Origin of the sequence: Nostoc sp. (assembly GCF_036917455.1) — a bacterium.
In the GTDB taxonomy this organism is placed as follows: Bacteria; Cyanobacteriota; Cyanobacteriia; order Cyanobacteriales; family Nostocaceae; genus Nostoc.
The window spans coordinates 3422-28786 of record NZ_JBALDK010000079.1; the positions used below are offsets into that span (position 1 = coordinate 3422).

A 25365-nucleotide genomic window follows, 5' to 3' on the forward strand; every position below is an offset into this window, starting at 1 on the left:
ATGAATTTAACAGAGCTTTTAGAAAAACTTTCAGCAAATAATGTTGAACTCTGGATTGATGGAGGAAAACTGCGCTATCGATCGGCTAAAAAATCACTAACCTCTGAATTATTGGGGGAAATTGAACAATATAAACCGGAAATTATCCGAATTTTATCCCAGAGTAGTAATCAGGCTGCAACTTATCCCCTCTCTCACGGTCAACAGGTACTCTGGTCTTTATATCAATTAGCACCTAGCAATACCGCTTATAACGCCACTTATGCAGCAAAATTAGTCACAAATTTGGATATTCCAGCCCTGAAGCAAGCAGCACAAGCCCTATTTGAAAGGCATCCAGGTTTGAGGACTACCTTTGCGACCATTGATGGGGAATCTGTGCAAACAGTTCATGAAAACCAGCAAGTTGACTTTAGCATCCAAGAAACTTTCGATCTTGGCCAAGATGATGTAAATAAATGGCTTTCTCCAAAGAGCGATCGCTCCTTCGATTTAGAACAGGGTTCGATATTGCGCTTTGATTTATTAATTAACCATACTAAAACTGATAAATTACCAACAAAAGAACATATTCTCTTAATCACGCTACATCAGATAGTAGGGGATTTCTGGTCTTTAGAAATCATGATCAGTGAATTGAGAGCCTTATATAAAGCAATTATCACAGGTGTAGCAGCCCAACTACCAGCACAAAACTATCAGTATCAAGATTACGTCAACTGGTTAGAGCAAATGCTCGCTACTTTAGAAGGTGAGCGTTTGTGGGCTTATTGGCAGCAACAACTATCTGGTGAGTTGCCATTGCTAAATTTACCGACAGATCGCCCAAGACCTCAGACCCAAACCTATAATGGTGCTTCCAGCTTTTTTACTGTTGAAGAAAAACTGCGGCAATTGCTTACAAAATTAGCAAAGAGAGAAGATACGTCTCTTTACATAATTTTATTAACAGCATTACAAATACTATTACTGCGTTATACCAATCAAGAAGATATTTTAATTGGCTCTCCAATGGTGAATCAGAGCCGTTCAGAGTTTGAAAAGATTGTGGGTCACTTTACTAATCCTGTGGTCTTGCGAGGAAACCTTTCGGGAAAACCTACTTTTCAAGAGTTGCTGGGGCGATCGCGCTCTTGTGTGTTAGATGCCCTAGAGCATCAAAATTATCCCTTTTCCCTGCTGGTGGAGCGACTGCAACCTGTCAGCAACCCCAGTTTTTCGCCACTCTATCAGGTAGCCTTTGCTTGGGATAGCTACGACCAGAATGACACAGAAGTGTCACTCATAGATAGTGATGGTTTGATTGTGGAATCGATGATTCCAGAGACTAAAGGGGCTGCATTTGATTTAACCTTAACCATTCTTGAGGCCCCAGGCTCACTCAAAGGTACATGGAATTACAACACCGACTTGTTTAATGACAGCACCATTGAGCGGATGATGGGGCATTTTGTAACAATGCTTGAAGCAGTTGTAGCAAATCCTCAGCAACGAATTGACCAATTACCTTTGTTGACACAAGCTGAACAACAGCAGTTATTAGTTGAGTGGAATGATACCCAAGTAGACTATCCCCAGGATAAATGTATCCATCAATTGTTTGAAGAGCAGGTAGAGCGTACACCAAATGCAGTAGCAGTGGTGTTTGAGAATCAACAATTGACGTACCATGAATTGAATTGTCAGGCTAACCAGTTGGCGCATTATTTGCGGTCTTTGGGAGTGGGAGCCGATGTGCTGGTGGGTATTTGTCTAGAGCGTTCTTTAGAGATGGTCGTGGGACTGTTGGGTATTCTCAAGGCGGGTGGGGCTTACGTACCACTTGACTCTGAGTATCCCAAAGACCGTCTCTCGTTCATGCTTGAAGACGCTCAAGTTTCCGTATTACTGAGTCAAAAGAGACTCTTCGATAAACTACCTGAGTATCAGGCAAAATTGGTTTGCTTAGATGAAGTCTGGTCAGAAATTCTGCAAAACAAACAGAATAACCTTATTAAGGTAGTAACACCTACTCATCTAGCGAATGTAATTTACACATCCGGCTCCACAGGCAAACCTAAAGGGGTAATGGTTGAGCATAGTGGATTGTGCAATTTAGCTCAAGCTCAGATTCAGACTTTTGGCTTGTCTGGTAATAGTCGAGTTCTCCAGTTTGCCTCCTTCAGTTTTGATGCTTACATATCAGAAATCTTGATAGCTTTTGGATCGGGGGCAACACTTTACTTAGGAACAAAAGACTCTCTCATGCCGGGTGTGCCTTTAATTGACCGATTAAAGAACGATCGCATTACCCATGTCACCTTACCACCATCAGCACTGGCAGTCCTGCCACAAGAAGAACTGCCAACATTACAAACAATCATTGTCGCTGGAGAAGCCTGTCCTATTGAACTGATGCGACAATGGTCTACAGGAAGAAACTTCTTCAACGCCTATGGGCCGACAGAAGCGAGTGTTTGTGCCACAGTGGCAAAATGTACTCCAGGGGACGAGAAAGTTACCATTGGTCGTCCAATTGCCAACAAACAAATCTACATCTTAGACTCGGACTTACAACTAGTTCCCGTTGGTGTACCAGGAGAACTGCACATTAGTGGTGTGGGATTAGCACGAGGTTATCTCAACGCAAGAGAATTAACACAAGAAAAATTTATTCCTAACCCCTTTGACAATTCAAAATTCAAAATTCAAAATTCAAAATTATATAAAACGGGGGATTTAGCGCGTTATCTACCAGATGGTAATATCGAATACCTGGGGCGTATCGATAACCAAGTAAAAATCCGGGGATTCCGCATTGAGTTGGGAGAAATCGAAGCAGCACTGAGCCAACATCCTCATGTGCAAGCATCATGTGTCATAGCCCGTGAAGATATCAGGGGTGATAAGCGCCTAGTAGCCTATATCGTACCGCAGCCACAGGTGACACCTAGAATCAGCGTTCTGCGTAGCTTCCTCAAAGAAAAGCTACCAGAATACATGGTACCAAGTGCCTTCGTTATCTTAGAATCTTTACCCCAAACCCCCAACGGCAAAATAGATCGTCGTGCCCTACCAGCACCAGAGCCAAGTAGTGAATTATTAGAGAAATATGTAGCTCCGCGCACCCCCATTGAAGAAATCCTGGCATCAATTTGGCAACAAGTCCTGAAAGTAGAGCTTATAGGCAGACATGACGACTTCTTTGAACTAGGGGGACACTCCCTACTGGCAACGCAATTCATCTCTCGTGTACGTAGCAGATTGAAAGTAGAAATACCATTGCGAAGCTTATTTGCTGCACCAACAATTGCCGAGTTAGCACCATCGATTCAGCAGTTACAGCAGCAAGATATAGAACTGTCAGCACCACCCATCTTAAAGCGGGTAGAGAATGCAGAAATACCACTGTCTTATGCTCAACAGCGTTTGTGGTTTTTAGATCAGTTAGAGTCGAACAGTGCTTTATATAGTATCGTCATTGGTTTGCGTCTAGTAGGAACTCTTAATGTTGCAGCCTTAGAACAAAGTTTAAAAGAAATTATCGATCGCCATGAAGCCTTACGTACCAACTTTGTTACTGTTGATGGAAAGCCAACACAAATCATTCAAACTCAAACGAATTGGACAGTAACAGTAGTTGACTTGCAGCATTTACCCACACTTGTACTGAGCGAAGCCGTTGGCGCAGCCTCTACCTCAGCAGAAGTAACAGAACAAAAAACGGTTGCACAGAAATTACTGGAACAAAAAGCAATTGAGCCTTTTGACTTAGCTAATAATTCATTAATCACAGCGACATTAGTGATGCTGTCTCCTACAGAACAGTGGTTATTAGTGTGTATGCACCATGTTGTCAGTGATGGCTGGTCAATCGGTGTGTTTGTCCAGGAGTTACAAGCGCTGTACAATGCTTATTCTCAGGGTCAACCGTCACCCCTGTTGCCACTGCCGATTCAGTATGCAGATTTCTCTATTTGGCAAAGACAATGGTTGCAAGGGGAAGTACTACAAAACCACTTGAATTACTGGCAACAACAATTGGCAAATGCACCCACATTCTTGCCACTACCCACAGATAGACCCAGACCTGCTGTGCAGACTTTCAATGGCTCATATCATGTGTTTACTCTGTCTGTTGAGTTAACTCAAAAGTTGTTGCAGCTCAGTCAACAGCAAGGGGTGACTTTGTTTATGACTTTGTTAGCGGCATACAATACCCTGCTTTACCGCTACACAGGACAAGAAGATATTTTGGTAGGGACACCAATTGCCAACCGCGATCGCACCGAGCTAGAAGGTCTAATTGGCTTTTTTGTCAATATTTTGGTGATGCGGACTGATTTATCTGAAAATCCCAGTTTTAACGAATTACTCCCGCGCCTGAGAGAAATGGCATTATCCGCATACGCTCATCAAGATTTACCCTTTGAAATGTTGGTGGAAGCATTGCAGCCAGAACGGGATCTCAGCCATACACCATTGTTCCAAGTGATGTTCGTTCTCCTGAACGCTCCCATGTCTGAAATAGAGTTGACTGGGTTAAGTGTCAGTGGATTGCCGATAGGAATTACTACGGCAAAGTTTGATTTAACTTTAACAATGGAAAACACTCCCAATGGACTCTTTGGGTGGTGGGAGTACAACACTGACTTGTTTGATAGCAGCACCATTGAGCGCATAACTGGTCATTTTCTGACACTGCTTGAGGCAATTGTGGCAAATCCCAGCGAGCGGATTTCCCAATTGCCAATATTAACAGCATCTGAGCAGCAACAGTTATTAGTGGAGTGGAATGATACTCAAGTAGATTATCCCCAAGATAAATGTATTCATCAGTTGTTTGAGGAACAGGTAGAACGAACACCCGATGCAATAGCAGTGGTGTTTGAAAATCAACAACTGACATACCAAGAGTTGAACACTCGTGCTAACCAATTGGCGCATTATTTACAGTCCTTGGGTGTGGGAGCAGATGCGCTAGTTGGGATTTGTGTGGAGCGCTCTTTAGAGATGGTCGTAGGACTATTGGGCATTCTCAAGGCAGGTGGGACTTACGTACCACTTGACCCAGAATATCCCCAAGAGCGTTTGCGCTTTATCTTGGAAGATGCTCAAGTCTCAGTGCTGCTGAGTCAACACCATTTAGTTGAAAAATTACCTGAGTGTCAGGCGCAGCTTGTAAACTTGGATACTGACTGGCAGTTGATTTCTCAGTTGACTCAAGAAAATGCGTTAGCGCAGCTTACCGTAGGTATCGCTGATGTCCAAGCTAGTAACTTAGCTTATGTGATTTATACTTCCGGTTCTACAGGTCAGCCCAAAGGCGTGCAGATTTCACATAAATCTGTGAGCAATTTTCTATCTGCCATGCAGCAGCGTCCAGGAATCACAAAACAAGATACACTGCTTGCAATCACTACTATTGCCTTTGATATTGCTGCTTTAGAAATTTTTCTGCCCATAACTGTAGGTGCGTGTTTGGTCATAGCGAGTCGTGACGTGACCCTTGATGGAAGAGAGTTATTTGACTTGCTAGTTAAGTCTCAGGCAACAATTATGCAAGCAACTCCAGCTACTTGGAGATTGCTTTTAGACTCCAACTACCAATTTAGCGATCTAAAAATACTTTGCGGCGGTGAAGCTTTACCTTGGGATCTAGTTAATCAATTACTTGCCAAAAGCGCCTCTTTGTGGAACCTTTATGGGCCAACAGAAGCTACTATTTGGTCATCGGTATCTCAACTCGAATCCAATGAGAGCTTGATTTCTATTGGCCGTCCAATTGATAATACGCAAATATACATACTTGACCAAAACTTACAACCAGTACCTGTGGGTGTACCAGGAGAGTTACATATCGGTGGTGCAGGATTAGCAAGAGGCTACTTCAACCGTCCAGAATTAACACAAGAAAAATTTATCTGCAACCCCTTTGGGAGAAGCAAGGGAGCAGAACGCTTATACAAAACAGGAGACTTGGCTCGTTATTTACCAGATGGTAATATCGAATACCTGGGGCGTATCGATAATCAGGTGAAAATCCGTGGATTCCGCATCGAATTGGGAGAAATTGAAGCAGTACTAAGCCAACATCCCAATGTGCAAGCATCATGTGTCATAGCCCGTGAAGATATCAGGGATGACAAGCGCCTAGTAGCATACATAGTACCGCAGCCACAAGTAACACTCACAATTAGCGAACTGCGTAGTGTCCTCAAGGAAAAGTTACCAGACTACATGGTTCCTTCGGCAATAGTCATCCTGGAGTCTTTACCCCTAACCCCCAACGGCAAAATAGATCGTCGCGCTTTACCAGCACCAGAGCCAAGTAGTGAATTATCAGATAAATATGTAGCTCCGCGCACCCCCGTCGAAGAAATACTAGCATTGATTTGGCAACAAGTCCTAAAAGTAGAGCTTGTAGGTAGACATGATAACTTCTTTGAGCTAGGAGGACACTCACTATTAGCAACGCAACTCATTTCCCGTGTGCGTAACAGCTTGAAAATAGAACTACCATTGCGTTCGTTATTTGCTGCACCAACAATTGCCCAATTAGCACCATCAATTCAGCAATTACAGCAACAAAACTTAGAACTTGCTGCACCGCCCATATTACCCAGGACAGGAAATACCGAATTAATACTATCGTTCGCTCAACAGCGTTTGTGGTTTTTAGACCAGTTTGAACCGAACAGTGCCTCATACAATATCCCTGTCGGGTTGCGTTTAGTAGGAACTACTAATGTTGTTGCGCTACAACAAAGCTTAATTGAAATTGTTCATCGCCACGAAGCATTACGCACCAACTTTGTTACCGTTGATGGACAAGCTTCTCAAATCATTCAAACAAAGACGAATTGGACAGTTACAGTTGTTGACTTACAGCATTTATCGACAATAGAACAAGAAATTGCTGCACTCAAATTAGTGCAACAACAAGCTATTGAACCTTTTGATTTAGCTGAGGATGTATTAATCAGAGCAACATTAGTAATACTATCCGAGACAGAACAGTGGTTATTAGTGTGTATGCACCACGTTGTCTCTGATGGCTGGTCAATAGGTGTGTTTGTCCAAGAGTTACAAGCACTGTATAATGCTTATTCTCAAGGTGAACTGTCCCCTTTAATACCACTGGCGATTCAGTATGCAGATTTCGCTATTTGGCAAAAACAATGGTTGCAAGGCTCGGTACTGAACAGCCAATTGAGTTACTGGCAAGAACAATTGGCAAATGCATCTACATTTTTGCCACTACCCACAGACAGACCTAGACCTGCTATGCAGACTTTTAATGGCGCAAATCTGGAGTTTGCCTTGTCTGCTGAACTCACTCAACAACTGACAAAACTAAGTCAAGAGCAAGGAGTGACTTTGTTTATGACTTTGTTGGCGGCATACAATACATTACTTTACCGATATACGGGACAAACAGATATTTTGGTGGGGACACCAATTGCTAACCGCGATCGCACCGAGCTAGAAGGGTTAATTGGCTTTTTTGTCAATACTTTGGTGATGCGGACTGATTTATCTGAAAATCCCAGTTTTAATGAATTACTCCCCCGCATTCGAGAAATGGCGCTGTCAGCCTATGCTCATCAAGATTTGCCATTTGAAATGTTGGTGGAAGCATTGCAGCCAGAACGCGATTTGAGTCATACACCACTGTTCCAAGTGATGTTCGTCCTCCAGAATGCTCCCATAGAAGTAGAGTTGACTGGGTTAAGTGTCAGTTCATTACCAATAGAAGGTGCGATCGCCAAGTTTGATTTAACTTTAGCAATAGAGAATACTACCACTGGACTCGTGGGAGGATGGGAGTATAACACAGACTTGTTTGATGCGTCCACTATTGAACGGATGACGGGGCATTTTGTAACACTGCTAGAAGGTATTGTTGCTAATCCCAAACAGCGCATTTCTCAATTATCAATACTCACAATATTTGAGCAACAGCAGTTATTAGTTGAGTGGAATGATACTCAAGTAGATTATCCAATAGATAAATGTGTACATCAGTTGTTTGAGGAGCAGGTTGAGCGCACACCCAATGCAGTCGCAGTGGTGTTTGAAAATCAAAAATTGACGTACCACGAGTTGAATTGTCGTGCTAACCAATTAGCCCATTACTTGCAGTCTTTGGGTGTAGGGGCGGATGTGCTGGTTGGGATATGTGTAGAACGCTCGTTAGAAATGGTGGTGGGATTACTTGGTATTCTCAAGGCGGGTGGTGCTTACGTGCCACTTGACCCTGAGTATCCCCAAGACCGTCTCTCGTTCATGCTCGCAGACGCTCAAGTTTCTGTGCTACTTACCCAACAGCATTTAGTTGAGTCTCTTCCTCAACATCAGGCGCGTGTAGTCCACTTAGATCAAGACTGGATTGCGATCGCTAATTTTAGCCAGGAGAATCCAATTGCTGAGGTGCAAGCTAGTAACATAGCTTATGTTATTTATACTTCTGGCTCTACTGGTCAACCCAAGGGGGTAATACTATCTCACAGTAACCTTTGCAACCACATGTTCTGGATGCAAGCAACATTCCCCCTGACTAAAAAAGACAAAGTACTACAAAAAACTCCCTTTGGCTTTGATGCCTCAGTTTGGGAATTCTACGCTCCATTGTTAGCAGGTGGACAGTTGTTAATAGCTGAACCGGGAGGTCATACTGACAGTGCTTATCTCATAAAGTTAATTGGGGAGCAGCAGGTAACTACTATTCAACTTGTTCCATCTTTGCTGCAAATGCTTTTAGAACAAGGAGGAATCGAAACTTGTCACTCCCTCAAACACGTATTCTGTGGCGGTGAAGCCTTACCTGTTACTCTGCAAGAAAGCTTATTAAGTAAGCTAGATGTAAATTTGCACAATCTCTACGGGCCAACAGAGGCTTGTATTGATGCAACTTTCTGGAATTGCCAGCGTGAGATTTATCCACAACTTGTCCCTATTGGTCGCCCAATTGACAATACACAAATCTACATACTCGACCAAAACTTACAACCAGTACCTGTGGGCATACCAGGGGAACTGCACATTGGTGGTGCAGGATTAGCAAGAGGCTACCTCAACCGCCCAGAATTAACACAAGAGAAATTTATCTCTAACCCTTTTGAAAAGGCATCGGTTCAGCTTCGCTCAACGACCAGAGGGAGTAAATTATATAAAACTGGGGATTTAGGACGTTATCTACCAGATGGCAATATCGAATACTTGGGACGCATCGACAATCAGGTGAAAATCCGGGGATTCCGCATTGAGTTAGGAGAAATAGAAGCAGCACTGAGCCAATATGAAAATGTGCAAGTATGTTGTGTCATCGTTAGCGAAGATATTCCCGGAAATAAACGCCTAGTCGCCTACATAGTACCCCAGTCACAGATAACACCCACAGTAAGCAAACTGCGTAGCTTCCTCAAAGAAAAGCTACCAGAATATATGATACCAAGTGCCTTTGTTATCCTAGAATCTCTACCCCTAACCCCCAACGGCAAAATAGACCGTCGCGCCCTACCAGAACCAGAAGCACGCACAGGAATAGAAATCGATATAGTGCAACCGCGCACCCCCATTGAAGAAAAATTAGCGCAAATTTGGGCGCAAGTATTAAGAATAGAGAAAATAGGCATACACGATAACTTTTTTGAACTAGGTGGAGATTCGATCCTCAGCATTCAAATCATCACCAGAGCAAAACTAGCCGGAATAGAACTAACAGTCAAACAACTATTTGCCAATCAAACGATCGCTCAATTAGCCACAGTCGCAGGCACAACAAAAACGTTGCAAATAGAACAAGAATTAGTTATAGGGACATTACCCCTAACACCAATTCAACACTGGTTTTTTGAACAAAAGTTATCAGAAAAGCACCATTTTAATCAATCATTTTTACTCACGGTACCATCCAATCTCAACTTAGAAATATTAGAGAAAGTATGGGAGCAACTACTAAAACATCACGATGCTCTACGCCTAAGATTCACCCAAACAGATACAATATGGCAGCAAACTCATGCTGACCCAACAGATAATATTACTATCTCCCGTTTTGACCTATCGACAGTTCCAGAAACAGAGATAGAAACTGTCATTGAAACCAAAGCCAGTGAATTACAGGCAAGTTTAAATCTGTCAGAAAATATCGTGCAAATAGCATTTTTCTGGCTGGGTATTGACAAAAAAGCACGATTACTCATAGTAATTCACCACCTAGTAGTAGATGGTGTGTCCTGGCGGATATTGTTAGAAGATTTGCAGACAGCTTACCAACAGCTAAGTCAAGGCGAAGCTATTAAACTACCTGCCAAAACCACATCCTTCAAAGATTGGGCGCAACAGTTGACAGAGTATGCTCAATCAGAAGTTTTGAAAACAGAACTAGATTATTGGTTGAATGCATATTACGATGCAGTTGACTCCATCCCAGTAGATTATGGACAAGGAATAAATACTACTGCATCGGCTAAGACAGTATCAGTGTCATTAAACGAAGCAGAAACCCAAGCACTCCTGCAAGATGTACCGAAAGCTTATAAAACACAAATTAACGATATCTTATTAACTGCCCTAACGCTGGTGTTGAGCAGATGGACTAACTCTGAGTCAGTGTTATTCAACTTAGAAGGTCATGGACGGGAAGAGATCGTTGATGGTCTAGATTTATCACGGACTGTTGGTTGGTTTACAACGATTTCCCCAGTAATTGTAGAACTGGGAATCATAGATGATCTTGGTACTGCTTTAAAATCTGTCAAGGAACAATTACGTGAAATTCCTAATAAAGGTATTGGCTATGGCTTATTGCGTTATTTGAATGTTGATGCAGAAATTAGCGCCCAACTAGAGAGAATTCCTCAAGCAGAAATTAGCTTCAATTATTTGGGGCAATTTGCTCAAGTTGTTAATACATCATCTCTGATGCAAATAGCTAATGAGCCTAGCGGAAACAGCCAGAGTTTACAAGGTCAGCGCCATTATTTGCTAGATATTAATGCCATTATTATCAACGAACAACTGCAAATAGATTGGACATACAGCAGCAATATCCATCAGCACGAAACAATTGAGAATCTTGCCCAAGAATTTGTCGAAATATTGCAGGAGTTAATTGCTCATTGTTTATCACCAGAAAATGCAGGTTATACACCAACAGATTTTCCATTAATCAACCTTAATCAACTAGAACTCGATCAAATATTACAAAATTTATGAAACTAGAACTTAGCAAAACTAATCGGCAAAATATTGAAGATATTTATCCCTTATCTCCTATGCAAGAAGGGATGCTGTTTGAAAGCTTGTATGCTCCAGACTCAGGTGTATATTTTGAGCAGATAACTTGCATTTTGACGGGAAACCTAAATGTAAAAATCTTTGAGCAAGCTTGGCAGCAAGTGGTAGCTCGGCATCCCGTCTTCCGCACAGCTTTCCTGTGGGAGTCTTTGAGCCAGCCAGTTCAAGTGGTGTATCGACAGGTGAATGTGACGGTCGAAACATACAACTGGCGAGATTTATCTACGCAAGAGCAGCAACAGCAATTAGAAATTTTTCTAGATTCTGAGCGACAACAGGGGTTCCAAGTATCGCAAGCGCCATTAATGCGCCTACATCTAATCCAGTTGGATGGAAATACTTATCAGTTTGTTTGGTGTCATCATCATTTATTACTTGATGGCTGGTCGTCACCTTTGGTTTTCAAAGACCTGTTAGATTTTTATCAAGCAATTTCTCACGGTGAAAGTTTATCCAACATCGGAACTGTCAGCTACCGCAACTATATTTCTTGGTTACAGCAACAAAATCGAGATTTAGCTGAGAAATTTTGGCGGCAAAAATTCCAAGGTTTTACTACACCAACTCCTTTGACAGTGGATAAACCATTGTCAATGCGAGAGCAGCATTCTGGCCATAGTGAACAACAAATTGAATTAACTGTGTCAGCGACAGCAGCAGTGGTGTCTTTTGTCAGACAGCATCAATTGACGATGAGTAATTTGGTGCAGGCGACTTGGGGATTGTTACTATCTCGCTACAGCCAAGAAACAGATGTGGTTTTTGGTGTAACTGTGTCTGGTCGTCCGCCTGAACTTGCTGGTGTAGAGTCGATAGTGGGGTTATTTATCAATACTCTGCCAGTGCGGGTACAAATCTCCGAGCAGACTGAATTGCTGGGTTTGTTAAAAGATTTACAGGCACAACAGATTGAGTCTGAGCAATTTTCCTATAGCTCATTGGTAGAGATTCAGGGGCTGAGTGATGTTCCCAGGGGTACATCTTTGTTTGAGAGTATTGTTGTTTTTGAGAATTATCCTGTTGATGCTGATGTTCTACAAGGCAATAAAGATTTTTCCCTCTCAAATTTTAGGTGGATTGAACAAACAAATTATCCACTGACGGTTTTAGTTTCCCCTGGTGAGCAATTGTCGCTGAGGGTGATGTATGATGCTAGTCGATTTGAAGATGGAACGATTAGCCGGATGCTTGGCCATTTTAGAACAATGCTTGAGGCGATCGCTACTAATCCTCAGCAACAAATTTCCCAGTTGCCAATACTAACAAAATCTGAGCAGCAACAGCTATTAGTTGACTGGAATGATACCCAGATAGATTACCCCCAAGATAAATGTATTTATAAGTTATTTGAGGCGCAGGTAGAACTTACACCCAATGCTGTGGCGGTAGTTTTTGAGAATCAACAACTGACATATCATGAGTTAAATTGTCGTGCTAACCAGTTGGCGCATTATTTGCAGTCCTTGGGTGTAAAACCAGATGTATTAGTGGGGATATGTGTAGAACGCTCCCTAGAAATGTTAATAGGAATACTAGGAATTCTCAAAGCAGGTGGCGCTTATGTACCACTTGACTCAGCGTATCCCCAAGACCGTTTGCGCTTCATGTTAGAAGATGCGGCTGTGTCAGTGCTACTTACCCAACAACAATTGGTTGAGAAATTACCTGAGCATCAGGCGCGTGTCATCTACTTAGACACCGACTGGCAACTTATTTCCCAGTTAAATCAGGATAATCTCATCCCTGGCGTGCAAGAAAATAACTTGGGTTACGTAATTTACACCTCTGGTTCTACGGGTCAACCAAAGGGTGTAGCCATGAATCAGCTTGCTCTTTGCAATCTTATATTATGGCAACTGCAAAATTCGCCCATTTCTCCTAGTGGAGTAAAAACCCTACAATTTGCTCCTGTCAGCTTTGATGTCTCCTTTCAAGAAATGTTTTCTACTTGGTGTTCTGGTGGCACATTGCTGTTGATTGGAGAGGAATTACGCCGGGAACCCTTGGCTTTATTAGGTTTACTCCAAGAACAAGCTATTGAAAGACTGTTTGTTCCTTTTGTTGCTTTACAGCAACTAGCGGAGGTAGCTGTTAGTAGTGAATTAGTGACTAGTAATTTGAGGGAAATCATTACTGCTGGGGAACAGTTACAGATTACTCCCGCCATTTCTAAATGGCTAAGTCAGCTAAGTGACTGTACTCTGCACAATCATTATGGGCCGTCGGAGAGCCATGTGATCGTCACTTTTACTCTGACTAATTCGGTGGACACTTGGTCGCTACTTCCTCCGATTGGCCGTCCCATTGCCAACACGCAAATCTACATCCTGGATAAGTATTTACAGCCTGTACCTTTGGGTATACCAGGGGAACTGCACATCGGTGGTGTTTCCTTAGCGCGAGGCTACTTGAATCGACCAGAGTTAACAGAAGAAAAATTTATCCCCAACCCCTTCGGTAGAAGCAGGGGAGCAGAGGAGCAGAGGAGCAGGGGGGGAGAACGTCTCTACAAAACAGGGGATTTAGCACGTTATCTGCCAGATGGCAATATCGAATACTTGGGACGTATCGATAGACAAGTAAAAATACGGGGATTTCGCATTGAATTGGGAGAAATAGAAGCAGTACTGAGCCAATATAAGCATATACAAGCATCTTGTGCGATCGCCCGCGAAGATACTCCTGGCGATAAACGCCTAGTTGCTTACATCGTCCCCCAACCAGAGCAGACACCCACAGTAAACGTTCTGCGGCAATTCCTCAAGTCCAAGCTACCAGAATACATGGTTCCTTCGGCAATAGTCATCTTGGAGTCTTTACCCCTAACCCCCAATGGCAAAGTAGACCGTCGCGCCCTACCTGCACCAGAGCCAAGTAGTGAATTATTAGAGAAATATGTAGCTCCACGCACCCCAATTGAAGAAATACTGGCGCTGATTTGGCAACAAGTCCTGAAAGTAGAGCTTGTAGGCAGACATGATAATTTCTTTGAACTAGGGGGACATTCTCTACTAGCAACGCAACTCATTTCCCGTGTGCGTACCAGCTTGAAAGTAGAATTACCATTGCGTTCGTTATTTGCCACACCAACTGTTGCTGAATTAGCATCATCGATTCAGCAATTACAGCAGCAAAATATAGAACTATCAGCACCACCCATATTTCCAAGGGCAGAGAATGCAGAAATACCACTGTCATTCGCGCAACAACGGTTGTGGTTTTTAGACCAGTTGGAGCCGAACAGTGCTTTATACAACATCCACTTCGGGTTGCGTTTAGCCGGAACTCTTAATGTTGCCGCGCTACAACAAAGCTTACTAGAAATTATTCATCGCCACGAAGCATTACGCACTAATTTCATTACAGTTGATGGACAAGCTGCTCAAATCATTCAAACACAACCAAATTGGACAGTTCCAGTTGTTGACTTGCAGCATTTATCGATAACAGAACAAAAAACGGCTGCACAGAAATTAGTGCAACAACAGGGGATTCAACCTTTTGACTTGGCTGAGGAAACATTAATTAGAGCGACATTAGTACTATTGTCGGAGACGGAACAGTGGTTATTAGTGTGTATGCACCATGTTGTTAGTGATGGCTGGTCAATGGGTGTGTTTGTCCAAGAGTTACAAGCGCTGTACAATGCCTTTTCTCAAGGTCAACGCTCACCCTTATTACCACTGCCGATCCAGTATGCAGATTTCGCTATTTGGCAAAAACAATGGTTGCAAGGCTCGGTACTGAACAGCCAATTGAGTTACTGGCAAGAACAATTGGCAAATGCATCTACATTTTTGCCACTACCCACAGACAGACCTAGACCTGCTGTGCAGACTTTTAATGGCGCAAATCTGGAGTTTGCCTTGTCTGCTGAACTCACTCAACAACTGACAAAACTGAGTCAGGAGCAAGGGGTGACTTTGTTTATGACTTTGTTAGCGGCGTATAATACATTACTTTACCGCTATACGGGACAAACAGATATTTTGGTGGGGACACCAATTGCTAACCGCGATCGCGCCGAAACAGAAGGTCTAATTGGCTTTTTTGTCAATACCTTGGTGATGCGAACTAACTTGGCAGAAAATCCCAGCTTTAGCGAATTACTCCCGCGCCTGAGAGAAATGGCTCTATCCGCCTATGCTCATCAAGATTTGCCCTTTGAAATGTTGGTGGAAGCATTGCAACCAGAACGAGACTTGAGCCATACACCACTGTTCCAGGTGATGTTTGTTCTCAATAATGCTCTTATGTCTGAAATAGAGTTGACTGGGTTAACTGTCAGTGAATTGCCATCAGAAAGTTCCACGGCAAAGTTTGATTTGACATTAGGAATGGAAAACACTTCCACTGGACTAGTGGGGTGGTGGGAATACAATACTGACTTGTTTGATAGCAGCACCATTGAGCGGATGACTGGTCATTTGGTGACATTGCTCTCAAGTATTGTCGCCAATCCACAACAGCGAATTGACCAATTGCCAATGTTAACAGCATCTGAGCAACAGCAGTTACTAGTTGAGTGGAATGATACTCAAGTAGACTATCCCCAAGATAAATTTATTTATCAGTTGTTTGAAGAACAGGTGCAGCGCACGCCCGATGCAGTGGCAGTGGTGTTTGAGAATCAACAATTGACGTACCACGAATTGAATTGTCAGGCTAACCAGTTGGCGCATTATTTGCGCTATTTGGGAGTGGGAGCCGACGTGCTGGTGGGGATATGTGTGGAACGCTCCTTGGAGATGGTAGTGGGATTACTTGGTATTCTCAAGGCGGGTGGGGCTTACGTACCACTTGACCCTGAGTATCCCCAAGACCGTCTGAGTTTTATGCTTGAAGACGCTCAAGTTTCCGTGCTACTGAGTCAACAGCATCTAGTTGAGAAATTACCTGAACATCAAGCGCGTGTTGTTTGCTTAGATAGCGACTGGCAAATCATTCCCCAGTCGAATCAGCACAATCCCATCACTGGTATACAAACTAGTAACTTGGCTTATGTGATTTACACTTCGGGTTCCACCGGAAAGCCTAAAGGAGCGCTAAATACGCATCTAGGGATTTGCAATCGCCTCCTGTGGATGCAGCAAGCTTATGAATTAACAGAAATAGATTGCGTTTTACAGAAAACTCCTTTCAGCTTCGATGTCTCCGTTTGGGAGTTTTTCTGGCCATTATTGACTGGAGCGCGTTTAGTTGTAGCTAAACCAGGTGGACATAAAGATAGTAATTACTTGGTCAAGCTAATACTAGAGCAACAAGTTACTACACTGCATTTTGTCCCTTCAATGCTTCAGATTTTCGTAGAAGAAGAAAGTATTAAAAATTGCAGTAGCTTGAAGCGAGTTATTTGTAGTGGCGAAGCACTGCCTTTAGAACTTCAGGAACGCTTTTTTGCTTCTTTAAAATGTCAATTACATAATCTCTACGGGCCAACAGAAGCGGCAATTGATGTCACCTTCTGGGAATGTCAACCAAAGAGCAATTTGAAGACTGTGCCTATTGGTCGCCCAATTGACAATACGCAAATCTACATACTCGACCAAAACTTACAACCAGTACCCGTGGGTGTGCCAGGAGAGTTACACATCGGTGGTACAGGATTAGCAACAGGCTACCTCAACCGCCCAGAGTTAACACAAGAAAAATTCATTCCCAACCCTTTTGAGAAGGCAGGAGGCAGTACCTCGGCTTCTCTACGAGACAGGAGGCGATCGCTCAGTAACCGGAGACAGGATCTCACTGAGCGACTTGCCTTGAGCGGAGCCGAAAGGAGCCGAAGTAGGGCAGGAGGGAGTAAATTATATAAAACCGGAGATTTGGCTCGTTATCTACCAGATGGCAATATCGAATACCTGGGACGCATCGACAACCAAGTAAAAATCCGGGGTTTCCGCATCGAATTGGGAGAAATCGAGGCAGCACTAAGCCAACATAAAGATGTGCAAACATCTGTAGTCATCGTCTGCGAAGATATCAGGAGTGACAAGCGCATAGTAGCCTACATCGTACCGGAACCACAGATAACACCGACAATCAACCAACTGCGTAGCTTCCTCAAGGAAAAGTTACCAGAATACATGGTACCAAGTAACTTTGTCACCCTAGATTCTCTACCCCTAACACCCAACGGCAAAATAGACCGTCGCGCCCTACCAGTACCAGAGACAAGTAGTAAATTATCAGATAAATACGTAGCTCCACGTACACCCATAGAAGAAATCCTGGCACAAATTTGGGTGCAAGTGCTGAAAGTAGAGCTTGTAGGCAGACATGATAACTTCTTTGAACTAGGGGGACACTCACTACTAGCAACGCAACTTATCTCCCGCATCCGCACTAATTTCCAAGTAGAATTACCATTGCGGAGCTTATTTACTGCACCAACAATTGCGGAATTAGCGCCAAACATTCAACGGTTACAGCAACAAGACTTAGAACTTTCTGCACCAGCCATATTACCAAGGGCAAACAATGCAGAACTACGCCTGTCTTATGCTCAACAGCGTTTGTGGTTTATAGACCAGTTGGAGCCGAATAGTCCATCATATAATATCCCTATTGGTTTGCGCTTAGTAGGAATTCTGAACGTTGCCGCCTTAGAACAAAGCTTAATTGAAATTATTCATCGCCACGAAGCATTACGCACCAACTTCATCACAGTAGATGGACAAGCTGCTCAAATCATCCAAACAGAAACGAATTGGTCAGTTACTGTTGTTGACTTGCAACATCTGCCAACAATTGAACAAGAAATAGCTGCACAGAAATTAGTGCAACAACAAGCAATTCAACCTTTTGACTTGTTAAATGAAGCCCTATTCAGAGCGACATTAGTGATACTGTCGGAGACAGAACAGTGGCTATTAGTGTGTATGCACCACGTTGTCAGTGATGGCTGGTCAATAAATGTGTTTGTCCAGGAGCTACAAGCACTATACAATGCCTATTCTCAAGGTGAATCATCTCTACGAGACGCTACGCGTAGCTTGCTTCCCCAGAGGGGTACACCCCTGTTGCCACTACCAATTCAGTATGCAGATTTCGCCTTATGGCAAAGGCAATGGTTACAAGGGGAAGTACTCAACAGTCAATTGAGTTACTGGAAACAACAATTGGCAAACGCGCCCACATTCTTGCCATTACCCACAGACAGACCCAGACCTGCTGTGCAGACTTTCAGTGGCGCAAATCTGGAGTTTGCCCTGTCTGTTGAACTCACTCAACAACTGACAAAACTGAGTCAGGAGCAAGGGGTGACTTTGTTTATGACCTTGTTAGCGGCATACAATACCCTGCTTTACCGCTATACGGGACAAACAGATATTTTGGTGGGGACACCAATTGCTAACCGCGATCGCACCGAAATAGAAGGGTTAATTGGCTTTTTTGTCAATACTTTGGTGATGCGGACTGAAGTTTTGGGCGATCGCACCTTTAACGAACTACTCACTCATGTTCGGGAAATGGCACTGTCCGCCTACGCTCATCAAGATTTGCCCTTTGAAATGCTGGTGGAAGCATTGCAGCCAGAACGAGACATGAGCCATACACCACTGTTCCAGGTGATGTTTGTCCTCCAGAATACTCCCATGTCTGAAATAGAGTTAACTGGGTTAACTGTCAGTTCATTGCCAATAGAAAGTTCTACCGCAAAGTTTGATTTGACCTTAATAATGGAGAATACCGCTACTGGACTAGTAGGATGGTGGGAGTATAACACTGACTTGTTTAATAGCAGCACTATTGAGCGAATGACAGGTCATTTTGTGACAATGCTTGAGGCAATTGTGGCGAATCCTCAAGAGCAGATTTCCAAATTGCCAATATTAACAGAATCTGAGCAACAGCAGTTATTGGTTGAGTGGAATGATACATGGGTGGATTATCCCCAGGATAAATGTATCCATCAATTGTTTGAAGAGCAGTGTTTGAGTACACCGGATGCAGTGGCGGTGGTGTTTGAGAATCAACAACTCACATACCACGAATTAAATTGTCGTGCTAACCAGTTAGCCCATTACTTGCGTTCGATGGGAGTAGGAGCAGATGTGCTGGTGGGGATATGTGTGGAGCGTTCTTTAGAAATGCTTGTAGGAATACTTGGGATTCTCAAGGCGGGTGGAGTTTATGTACCTCTCGACCCAGAGTATCCTGAAGAGCGTCTAAATTTTATGCTAGAAGACGCTCAAGTTTCATTGCTGTTGACTCAAGAAAAATTAGTAGAATCTCTTGTGCAACATCAGGTGCGTCTCGTTTCCTTAGACAGCAACTGGCAGAGCATATCCCTCGCAAATCAAGATAATCTCAACAGTACAGTCAGTCCTGAAAACCTATGTTATGTGATTTACACCTCTGGTTCTACAGGAAGACCCAAGGGAGTAGCAGTAACCCATCAGGCTGTAAATCGACTAGTCTTCAACACTAATTATGTACAATTATCTCCTAGCGATCGCGTTGCTCAAGCGGCAAATATTGCCTTTGATGCTGCGACCTTTGAAATTTGGGGAGCATTGCTTCACGGAGCCAAGCTAGTCATCATCAATAAATCTGTATTGCTCACCCCGAAAGAATTTGCTGCAAATATGCGCTACCACGAGGTTAGTGTCTTATTCTTAACCACAGCTTTATTCAATCAGTTAGCCAATTTTGTACCGCAAGCGTTTAGTTCTTTAAGATATCTACTATTTGGTGGTGAAGCGGTTGACCCCAGATGGGTGCAAGAGGTACTCGAAAAAGGCGCTCCACAGCAATTGCTTCATGTCTATGGGCCAACAGAAAATACCACCTTTTCTTCTTGGTATTTAGTAGAAAACTTACCAACCACAGCCACAACTGTCCCTATCGGTCGCCCAATTTCCAATACACAAATCTACATATTTGACCAAAACTTACAACCAGTACCTGTGGGTGTACCAGGAGAGTTATATATCGGCGGTGTAGGATTAGCACAAGGCTACTTCAACGCAAAAGAGTTAACACAAGAAAAATTTATCCCAAACCCCTTCAGTGGAAGGAGAGGAGGAGAACGCTTATATAAAACTGGGGACTTAGCCCGTTATCTGCCAGATGGTAATATCGAATATTTAGTACGCATCGATAACCAAGTAAAAATCCGGGGATTCCGCATCGAATTAGGAGAAATTGAAGCAGTACTGAGCCAACATGAAGATGTGCAAGTATGTTGCGTCATTGCCCGCGAAGATATCAGGGGTGATAAGCGCCTAGTTGCCTATATCGTACCGCAGCCACAGATGACACCCAAAATCAGCGTTCTGCGTAGCTTCCTGAAAGAAAAGCTATCAGAATACATGATACCAAGCGCCTTCGTCATACTGGAGTCCCTACCCCTTACCCCCAACGGCAAAATAGACCGTCGCGCCCTACCAGTACCAGAGACAAGTAGTGAATTATCAGAAAAATATGTCGCCCCACGCAGCCCCATCGAAGAAATTCTGTCACTGATTTGGACACAAGTCCTGAAAGTAGAGCTTGTAGGCAGACATGATAACTTTTTTGAACTAGGAGGACACTCACTACTAGCAACGCAACTCATTTCCCGCATCCGCACTAACTTCCAAGTAGAAATCCCCTTGCGAAGCTTATTTGCTGCACCAACAATTGCCCAATTAGCGTTAAACATCCAAAGGTTACAGCAACAAGACTTAGAACTTTCAGCACCACCCATATTGTCAAGAGCAGAAAATGCAGAGATACCACTGTCTTATGCTCAACAGCGTTTGTGGTTTTTAGACCAGTTGGAGCTGAACAGTGCCTTATACAATATCCCCATCGGGTTGCGTTTAGTGGGAACTCTTGAAGTTACAGCCTTAGAACAAAGCTTAATTGAAATTATTCATCGCCACGAAGCATTACGCACTAACTTCATCACAGTAGATGGACAAGCTGCTCAAATCATTCAAACACCACCAAATTGGACAGTAAAAGTAGTTGACTTGCAGCATTTATCGACAACCGAAATTGAACTAGCTGCACAGCAACTAGTTCAACAACAAGCAATTCAACCTTTTGACTTGGCTGAGGAAGCCCTATTCAGAGCGACATTACTGGTGCTGTCACAGACAGAACAATGGTTATTAGTGTGTATGCACCACGTTGTCAGTGATGGTTGGTCAATCGGTGTGTTTGTCCAGGAGTTACAAGCGCTGTACAATGCTTATTCTCAAGGTCAACCGTCACCCTTGTTACCACTACCAATCCAGTATGCAGATTTCGCTATTTGGCAAAAGCAATGGTTGCAAGGCTCGGTACTGAACAGCCAATTGAGTTACTGGCAAGAACAATTGGCAAATGCACCCACATTCTTACCATTACCCACCCTGAGACCCAGACCTGCTGTGCAGACTTTCAATGGCGCAAATCTAGAGTTTGCTCTGTCTGTTAAGTTAACTCAACAACTGACAAAACTAAGTCAGGAGCAAGGGGTGACTTTGTTTATGACCTTGTTAGCGGCATACAATACATTACTTTACCGCTATACGGGACAAACAGATATTTTAGTGGGGACACCAATTGCTAACCGCGATCGCACCGAGCTAGAAGGATTAATTGGCTTTTTTGTCAATACTTTAGTGATGCGGACTGATTTGTCTGAAAATCCCAGCTTTAACGAATTACTCCCGCGCCTGAGAGAAATGGCTCTATCCGCCTATGCTCATCAAGATTTGCCCTTTGAAATGCTGGTAGAAACTTTGCAACCAGAACGAGACATGAGTCATACACCACTGTTTCAGGTAATGTTTGTTCTTCAGAATACTCCCATGTCTGAAATAGAGTTGACTGGGTTAACTGTTAGTTCCTTACCAATAGAAAGTTCCACGGCAAAGTTTGATCTTACCTTATCAATGGAAAACACTCCCACTGGACTAGTGGGAGTGTGGGAATACAACACTAATTTGTTTGATAGCTGCACCATTGAGCGGATGACAGGTAATTTTGTGACTCTACTTGAGGGAATTGTGGCGAATCCCAGCGAGCGGATTTCGCAATTGCCAATGTTAACAGCATCTGAGCAGCAACAGTTATTAGTTGAGTGGAATGATACTCAAGCAGATTATCCAATAGATAAATGTATCCATCAGTTATTTGAGGAGCAGGTTGAGCGTACACCAGATGCGATCGCAGTGGTGTTTGAAAATCAGCAATTGACCTACCATGAGTTGAATTGTCGTGCAAACCAGTTGGCGCATTACTTGCAGTCTTTGGGTGTGGGAGCAGATGTGCTGGTGGGGATTTCTGTGGAGCGTTCCTTAGAGATGGTGGTGGGATTACTTGGTATTCTTAAAGCAGGTGGAGCTTACGTACCACTCGATCCAGAATATCCCCAAGACCGTTTGAGCTTAATGCTCGAAGATGCTCAAGTTTCTGTGCTGCTTACCCAACAGCATCTAGTCGATCGACTACCTCAGTATCAGGCAAAATTGGTTTGCTTAGATGAAGTCTGGTCAGAAATTCTACAAAACAAACAGGATAATCCTACTAAGATGGTGACTGCTGCTCATCTAGCTAACGTAATTTACACATCCGGCTCCACAGGTAAACCCAAAGGGGTAATGGTTGAGCATAGGGGATTGTACAATCAAGCTCAAGCTCAGATTCAGCCTTTTGGCTTGAATGCTGATAGTCGCGTACTCCAGTTTGCCTCCCTGAATTTTGATGCTTCTATCTGGGAAATCCTCATGGCTTTTGGGGCAGGAGCCACACTTTATCTAGGAACAAAAGACTCTCTACTACCGGGTACGCCGTTAATTCAGAAATTAGGCGATGATGGGATTACCCATATTACCCTACCACCATCAGCACTGGCAGTCCTACCAATAGAAGAACTCCCAGTATTGCAAACACTGATTGTCGGTGGAGAAGCCTGTGCTATTGAACTGATGCGGCAATGGTGTGTGGGGAGAAATTTCATCAACGCCTACGGGCCGACAGAAGCGAGTATTTGTGTAGCGATCGCCAAATGCAATCCTAACGACCAAAAAATGTTGATCGGTCGCCCAATTTCTAATACTCAGATATACATACTCGACCAAAATTTACAACCAGTACCAGTGGGTGTTTCAGGAGAGTTACACGTTGGTGGTGCAGGATTAGCACGCGGTTATCTCAACCGACCAGAATTAACACAAGAAAAATTCATCCCCAACCCCTTTGGTCGAAGCAAGGGAGCAGGGGAGCGTCTATACAAAACTGGTGACTTAGCGCGTTATCTACCAGATGGAAACATAGAATACCTGGGGCGCATCGACAATCAGATAAAAATCCGAGGTTTCCGAATTGAGTTAGGGGAAATTGAGGCAATACTGAGTCAGCATCCAGGAGTTAGAGAAAATACGGTAGTGGCGAGAGAAGATATTCCAGGAGAGAAACGCTTAGTAGCTTATTTTGTGCCGCAGTTGGAGCAAACACCAACCATCAATGAGTTACGTATTTTCTTGAAAGAAAAATTACCACAATACATGGTGCCCTCTGCTTTTGTCAGGTTAGAGTTTTTACCTTTAACTCCCAATGGTAAGGTAGACCGCAAAGCCTTACCTATTCCTGATTCCCATAATACCCAGGCAGTGAGTTTTGTGGCACCACGTACCTCTGTAGAGAAGGTATTGGCAGATATTTGGGCTAATGTACTGCATCTAAAGCAGGTGGGTGTTCTGGATAATTTCTTTGAGTTAGGAGGTCATTCACTCTCCACAATTCGGGTGATGTCCCAGGTAAATGAGACTTTCCAGATTAAGTTACCCTTGCGCCACCTATTTACTGCGCCAACTGTCGCTGAACTTGCTCAGACTATTGAGTTTACCTCTAGGGCAGACTCTACTGTGACTGCAAATAAAATTACTACCGTAGATTTACAAGCTGAAGTTGTCCTAGACCAGACAATTAACCCTGGGAACCTACTTTATCAACCTGTAAGTGAACCTTCGGCTATTTTCCTAACAGGTGCAACAGGCTTTGTAGGTGCTTTTTTGCTGGCTGAATTATTACAACAAACTCAAGCAGATATCTATTGTCTGGTGCGTGCTGCAAATTTTACCGCAGGTAAACAACGGCTCCAAGAAACCCTGAAATCTTATTTACTTTGGGAGGCATCTTTTAACTCGCGGATTATTCCAGTATTAGGAGATTTATCTCAACCGCTTCTTGGTCTTTCAGATGAACAGTTTCACTTCATGGCTAGAAAAATTGACTTGATTTACCATAATGGTGCTTTGGTGAATCATGTTTATCCATACGCTTTGTTAAAAGCAGCAAATATTCGGGGAACTGAGGAGGTCTTAAGATTAGCTAGTCAAATCAAAATCAAGCCTGTGCATTTCATTTCCACTGTTAGCGTTTTTGCCTCAGATGAGTATTTCAAATTAGAGGTTGTTCAAGAAAATGATCCTCTGGAATCCTGTCAAGGACTTCCGGGAGGCTATGCCCAAAGTAAATGGGTTGCAGAAAAGATGGTAATGATGGCACGCGATCGCGGTTTGCCTTGCAGTATCTATAGGCTTGGTAGAATAACATGGCACAGTCAAACCGGCGTTTGGAATTTAAATGATATGTTTTACAGATTCATCAAAAGCTGCATTCAACTAAAAAGTGCGCCAGAGATGAACAGCATGGTAGAAATTACACCTGTAGACTATCTCACCAAAGCTTTAATCCACCTGTCGCAGCAGCCAGAATCTTTGGGCAAAGCCTTTCATTTAATTAATTCCGATTCTACTCCTTGGAGTCAATTTATTAACTGCATCCGCTCTTTGGGCTACCCACTGCAACAGCTTTCCTATGAAGATTGGCAAGCTGAACTACTTCGCAGTACCCAAATTTCTGCTGACAATGCTTTGTATTCAGTTGTATCGCTGGCTGGAGACAATACATCTTCAGAGTCCAATGCAACATCTAGCTTAAAATTTGATTGCCAAAATACCCTTGATGGACTTGCAAATACCGCTATTCGCTGGCCGGAAGTAGATGAAAAACTACTCCAAGCTTTCTTTGCCAAATACAGCGATCGCACACCCAAGTCATTTTACAAGCATTAGGCAAGGAATTTGCCACGCACAACGAACA

The 25365-nt window shown here is 43.3% G+C and carries 2 protein-coding genes; both read left to right on the forward strand.

Features of this window, described 5'->3' with window-relative positions:
- Nucleotides 1–11202, forward strand: coding sequence for an amino acid adenylation domain-containing protein (locus tag V7K42_RS08775; protein ID WP_334915356.1), 11202 nt, complete (start codon nt 1–3; stop codon nt 11200–11202).
- Nucleotides 11199–25337 (forward strand): non-ribosomal peptide synthase/polyketide synthase, encoded by a 14139-nt coding sequence (locus tag V7K42_RS08780; protein WP_334915358.1) that lies wholly within the window; start codon nt 11199–11201, stop codon nt 25335–25337. Before V7K42_RS08775 ends, V7K42_RS08780 begins: the two co-directional genes overlap by 4 nt.
- Nucleotides 25338–25365: the final 28 nt, after the last annotated feature.